At 36.0% G+C, this 5,861-nt stretch carries 2 protein-coding genes; one reads left to right on the top strand and one right to left on the bottom strand.

The window, feature by feature from the left end; translation table 11 throughout:
• Positions 1-166 precede the first annotated feature (166 nt).
• Positions 167-592: a hypothetical protein gene (locus AC07XN_RS22970; RefSeq protein WP_494744750.1), complete on the bottom strand. Its 426-nt coding sequence runs from the start codon at positions 590-592 to the stop codon at positions 167-169.
• Positions 593-1,430: 838 nt separating this feature from the next.
• On the opposite strand from AC07XN_RS22970, the gene AC07XN_RS22965 reads away from it, so the two are divergent.
• Complete coding sequence (locus tag AC07XN_RS22965; RefSeq protein ID WP_494744749.1) at positions 1,431-5,522, top strand: hybrid sensor histidine kinase/response regulator; 4,092 nt, start codon at positions 1,431-1,433, stop codon at positions 5,520-5,522.
• Positions 5,523-5,861: the final 339 nt, after the last annotated feature.

The following is a 5,861-nucleotide window of genomic DNA, read 5'->3' as shown; positions in this document are numbered from 1 at the left end:
CTATTTATGTACATTTAAGCTAATTTTATCAATAACCACATCCTCATTTTAACTTTTTTAAAAGATGTGGGTAATCAGTAGGACTTAAGTCACCAACTAATAGAAAAAATAGTATCACTAGCTCATCATCCAAGCGACTGACATTCCGTAGTTAGTACAACAGCTTTTATTTTTTGAAGGTAGCCTCAATAGGACTTCCGTTCGAACCAAGACCGCCTACCATCAACTCGCCAGTTAGTGTAAAATACCTAAAATAAGTACTACTATTGCTTGATGATTGGGTGGTATTAGTTAAAGTATATGTATCACCATTCTTAGCAATATCTAATGTCAAGGCACCAGACTTTGTAGTTTGTCCACTAGAATAGCTATTAAGCACGGCACTTAACTTATTATCAGCCACCTTAGTTATAATTATATAAAGCGCTGGGTCTTTTACACCAACTAAGTTTATGGTACTGCCATCCCCCTTTAAGGTCGTTGCTGTCCATTTTCCTACAAAAATATCCGAAAAGTCGGGTGATACTGGTTCGTCTTTTTTACAACTTACAATAGTTAGTAGAACGATTAAAAATAAAGCAATTTTTCTCATGATATATGTGTTTTAAGTGTTTTCGTAAAACTATAATTTAGATAATCTTCAATATAAAATAGGATAATTACTATAAATAGGGCGTACTCAACCAAAGGATTGTACGTATTACTTTGCTGAATATTTCCAGTAATATTATTGTTAATTCGTTGCTGATAATTAGCATTTTATAAAGTTTAAAAAATTAAACTTTAACATGATTTAATGCCTTGAATTGTTTGTCCAATTTAACCTGACGATGCCTCTTTTGTGATAAGAATTTGTAAAGAGAATGTTATAAAATACAAGATTTATATTGCCCATGGGTAGAATCTATTCTTAATAGGTGGCTTTATAAAAATTATATTTACAAGTAAATTACGAAAAAAACCTTTGAACAACAATATTTAGTCATCAATAATTCATTATTGAATAAATACACTTTTCGATGCAGTATTTCAAACAAATAATTCTTCTTTCAACCTACGTATAGCGCTATTTATAATACAATCAGTTATTTTATTAATAAATCTCTCGTTATAGTTTTTAAAAATACTCATCTACCTATTATACGTCAGGCTACTAATACTGTATGACATTTTTTATTATATTTGACCCAAATCCTTATTACAATAATAATCGTAAGTATAATATTGTACCATTATTATTACCAGACTTTCTAAAACCTTTACTACTTTAATTGATGAAAATGATGTGTCTTCTCACGTTTTCCAATACGTATAATACAAGCCGATTTTTTAAAAACCTGTTGCTAGTCAGCTTGTTTTCCTTTTTGGGGGTTAAAGGGTTTGCACAAATATCTAGTTCACGTTTTAGGCATCTCAGCAATGATCAAGGGTTGAGCAACACCTCTGTAAATTGTATTTTTCAAGGAAGTAGAGGGTTCTTGTGGTTTGGTACACGTGACGGCTTAAATAAATACGACGGTGTAAAAATTACTGTCTTTAAAAATGATGAAAACAATCCAACCTCTATCAGCGACAATTATATCAGATGTATCTATGAGAGTTCAGATCATAAAGTATGGATAGGGACATCGGGAGGACTCAATCGTTTTGACCCTGTAACCAATAAATTTACTCATTTCAAACACGCTGACAACAATCATAAATCTTTGTCTTCTAATGTTATCACGGGTATCACTGAGGATGCTACAGGAAAAAACCTATGGATTAGTACAATCGATAACGGCTTAGAATTATTTAATATTAAAACCCAAGAGGTACAACATTTCAAACAACCCAGCAGTGATGTTGAGCTGAATAAGATTAACTGTATTTTAAAAGATAAAAATGGTCGATTGTGGTTGGGTACACAACGTGGACTAGTGGAATTTGACACAAAATCGCACAAGTTCAATGTACTACTTGCTACTAAAAACAATGCGATTAATGCCATAGAAGAAGATAATAGTGGCAATATTTTGTTGGGAACTGATAATGCGGGGATGATAAGTTATAACCCTGCTAAAAACAATTTACAAGGCTACAATCACCTACCCGACCTTCCATATATTCCTAATAATTATATGGTATTGAGCTTGTTAGCTGATAACAAAGGAAATATTTGGATAGGGACTATCAACAATGGATTGATTTTGTATAAACCATCGACCCAAAAGTTTTATAATTATTACCCAAAACCTGAGTTTCCATTGAGCCTTTCAAACAGTACGGTATCAGCACTGTTTGAAGATAAACAAGGGAATTTATGGATTGGTATGCACCGCGGAGGGGTAGATTTATATGCGATGGGTGTTGATAAATTTAAACTATTTAGAAAAACCAACGAAGCAACTTCTTTAAGTTATAACGATGTAAAGGCTTTTTATCAGGATAAAGATAATGATATTTGGGTAGGTACGGATGGCGGTGGACTGAACTTATTTAATCCAAAAACAGAGAAATTCAAACATTATGTATATGATAAAAACAACCCTAAAAGCTTGTCATCCAATGCGGTACAGACCATCGCAGAAGATGCTCAGGGGAATTTATGGGTAGGTACATGGGGTAGTGGCATAAGTGTGCTTAATAAAGCTAAGGGCATTTTTACACATTTCAAAAATGACCCTAAAGTGCAAGGTTCGCTCAGTTCAAATTTCCTGCAAGATATGCACCTCGACAGCAAAGGGAATTTTTGGATAGCTACTTATTATGGAGGGATTAATTTATGGGATGCTAAAACACGTACTTTCAAGCGAATAATCGCTGGGAAAAACAATACTTCTTCGTTTTCGGGCAGTAATGTCGTTTCAATTGGTGAAGACCACGACGGTAATATATGGTTTGGGACAGACGACGGTGGACTAAATCGCTATAACCTAGCGAGTGGGGTATTCTCACATTATTTCAATGAACCCAATACAAAGACTGATGCTAGGGTAATTTTTGTTGATAAAAAAGGTACAGTGTGGGTCGGGATGAAAGGGCTATACAAGTTCGATAAGGCGAAAAATAAGTTCAACTTTATCAATACTAGAACGGATATAGACAACAATTTTGTGAAGGGAATCTTGGAAGACAACCTTAATAATTTATGGGTTTCTACATCTAACGGTTTGATTGAACTTAATCCTAAATCTTTATCAAGTAGATCATTCAATACGCGCGATGGGCTACAAAACATGGAATTTGAAGCCAATGCCTACCTACAAACTAAAGAAGGACAAATGATTTTTGGAGGTATTAAAGGCATGAATATATTTTATCCTGCTGAGATAAAAGTAAACAAATATGTTCCGCCTGTATTCATCACTAGCTTCTTGTTGTCAAACCATCCAATGCTTACTTCTGATACTTCGTCTATTGGCTTAACGAAGGATATTGGCTATACAGACGAAATAAAATTGAACTATAAACAATCGTCTATTAGTTTTAATTTTGCAGCCCTCAATTATGTATATCCTGATAGAAATCAGTACTCGTATATCCTAGAGGGACTAGACGAACAATGGTCTCCGCCAAGTACTGAACGCAGAGCTGTTTATAACAACTTATCGCCTGGTCATTATACTTTTAAAGTAATTGGGTCTAACAACAATGGGGTCTGGAATCATCATGCCAAATCAATTGATATTATCATTAGCCCACCATTCTGGGATAATCTTTGGCTGAGGGTTGTTGCCATTATTCTTATTTTGTTGGGTGTACACAAGTTTTATACTCACCGCCTCAACAAGTCTAATAAACAAAAATTAGAACTGGAAAAACTTGTAAAAGAACGGACTATACAGCTTAGTGAATTGAACGATGAGCTATTTGTTAAGTCGGAAGAGTTAGCCCTTCAAGCTGAAAATTTGCTTGAACTCAACACAGAACTTACAGCACAAAAAGAGCAAGAACAACAAGCCAGAGAAGAAGCCGAAAAAGCTAACCAAGCCAAAAGTGTATTTTTGGCTACGATGAGCCACGAAATCAGAACGCCGCTGAATGGCGTAATTGGGATGGCGTCATTACTCACCCAAACCAAACTAGACAACGAGCAACAGGAATATACCGATACTATCATCACCTGTGGCGAAAGCCTGTTAAGTGTTATCAACGATATTTTAGATTTTTCTAAGATAGAGTCTGGTAAGATGGACATAGAGAAGGAAAGCTTCGACCTCCGCAGTACAATAGAGGATGTGATGGATATATTCGCGCACCGAACGGCACAAATGGGCATTGACCTTATTTATGAAATCAATCAGGATGTACCATTACATATCATTGGCGATTCGCTGAGGTTAAAGCAAATCTTGATAAACCTGATTAATAACGCTGTTAAGTTTACGACCAAAGGTGAAATATTTGTGAAGGTGCACCTTCTCGAAAAACCTACGAACAAAGAAGATGTTACCATTGGCTTTAGTGTAAAAGACACTGGAATAGGAATTCCGAAAGAAAAAATTGGTAAGCTATTCAAGGCATTTTCGCAGGTAGATTCTTCTACTACCCGTAAATATGGTGGTACGGGCTTGGGGCTAGCAATTTGTACTCGCTTAGTAGAATTAATGGGTGGTGAAGTTTCTGTAAAAAGTGAATATGGCAAAGGGTCTGTATTTAGTTTTAGTATCGTCACACAGGTGAGCAATACTATTCCAATGATTACTAATCAATGCGACCTCAATCCAATGAGTGGAACAGTAGTATTGGTGATAGATGATAACCAGACGAACCTGACGATTTTGAAGAAACAACTACAAAACTGGAACTTGATACCAGTGTCAGCATCGTCGGGAAAAGAAGGACTGGAGATATTTAGTACCAACAAGCGTATTCAGCTAGTGATTACTGACATGGAAATGCCTGAGATGGATGGCATTGCTTTGGCCAAAGCTATCAAGGCGATTGACGCTAATATTCCGATTGTGATGCTTAGTTCTATTGGTGACGAAAGCAAGAAGAAATATCCCAACCTCTTTACTTCTATCCTTGTAAAGCCCGTAAAACTACAACATTTGTGTAATGGTATTCAGTTTTCATTAAATGGACATAGCAAAATGCCTCAAACAGAAAAACCAATCGGTAACCTAAACACCGATTTTGCCGAATCGTATCCTTTGACAATCCTCGTTGCTGAGGATAATGCCGTTAACCAGAAACTAATAGCCAGAGTCTTAAACAAACTGGGCTATGCCTGTGATATTGTTGAGAACGGTTTGTTGGTGTTGGAAAAGATAAAAGAAAAATCTTATGACGTAATATTAATGGATGTGCAAATGCCAGAAATGGATGGCTTTGAGGCCACCAGTATTATTAAAAGTCAGCCAGGCCCCCATCCTACCATCGTTGCCATGACGGCCAATGCCATGAGCGAAGACAGAGATATTTGTCTGCAAAAAGGCATGGACGATTACGTAGCCAAGCCAATGAAAATAGAAGAGTTGATGAATGTATTGAAGAATGTCTTTATGATTGCGACTAATAAGGAGTTGGATAGTTAGTGAATTGTGAGTTAGTGATTGAGTGATTGTTTAACGGATTGAGGCTCACGCAGTCGCTCGTATTTTACGAGTGACGCCTATTCGCATAAGCCCTCTGGGCGAACGTTGATGGAGAAAGAATTTCAATCTTTGTTAGTATTTTCAAATCGAACCTAAGCAACGCTTCAAAGAAAAATACAATAAAACTATGAAGTTCATAAGTAGCTTTCGCATAGCTTGTTGGTCTAAGCAACCCCTTAAAATACTAACAAGGGCGTAATCCTTTCTATTAGCGGGTGACTTAAGTCCTATTGATTACCCACAAGTATATAAATAACTAATAATCAATATCTTATCTCT

Source organism: Arcicella sp. GW458-12-2-14-TSB2, assembly GCF_059423785.1.
This window is presented reverse-complemented; position numbering and strand designations above follow the sequence as displayed.

Excerpts from the sequence above, each read along its gene's own strand:
- AC07XN_RS22970 (WP_494744750.1), bottom strand. The coding sequence starts at position 592 with ATGAGAAAAATTGCTTTATTTTTAATCGTTCTACTAACTATTGTAAGT.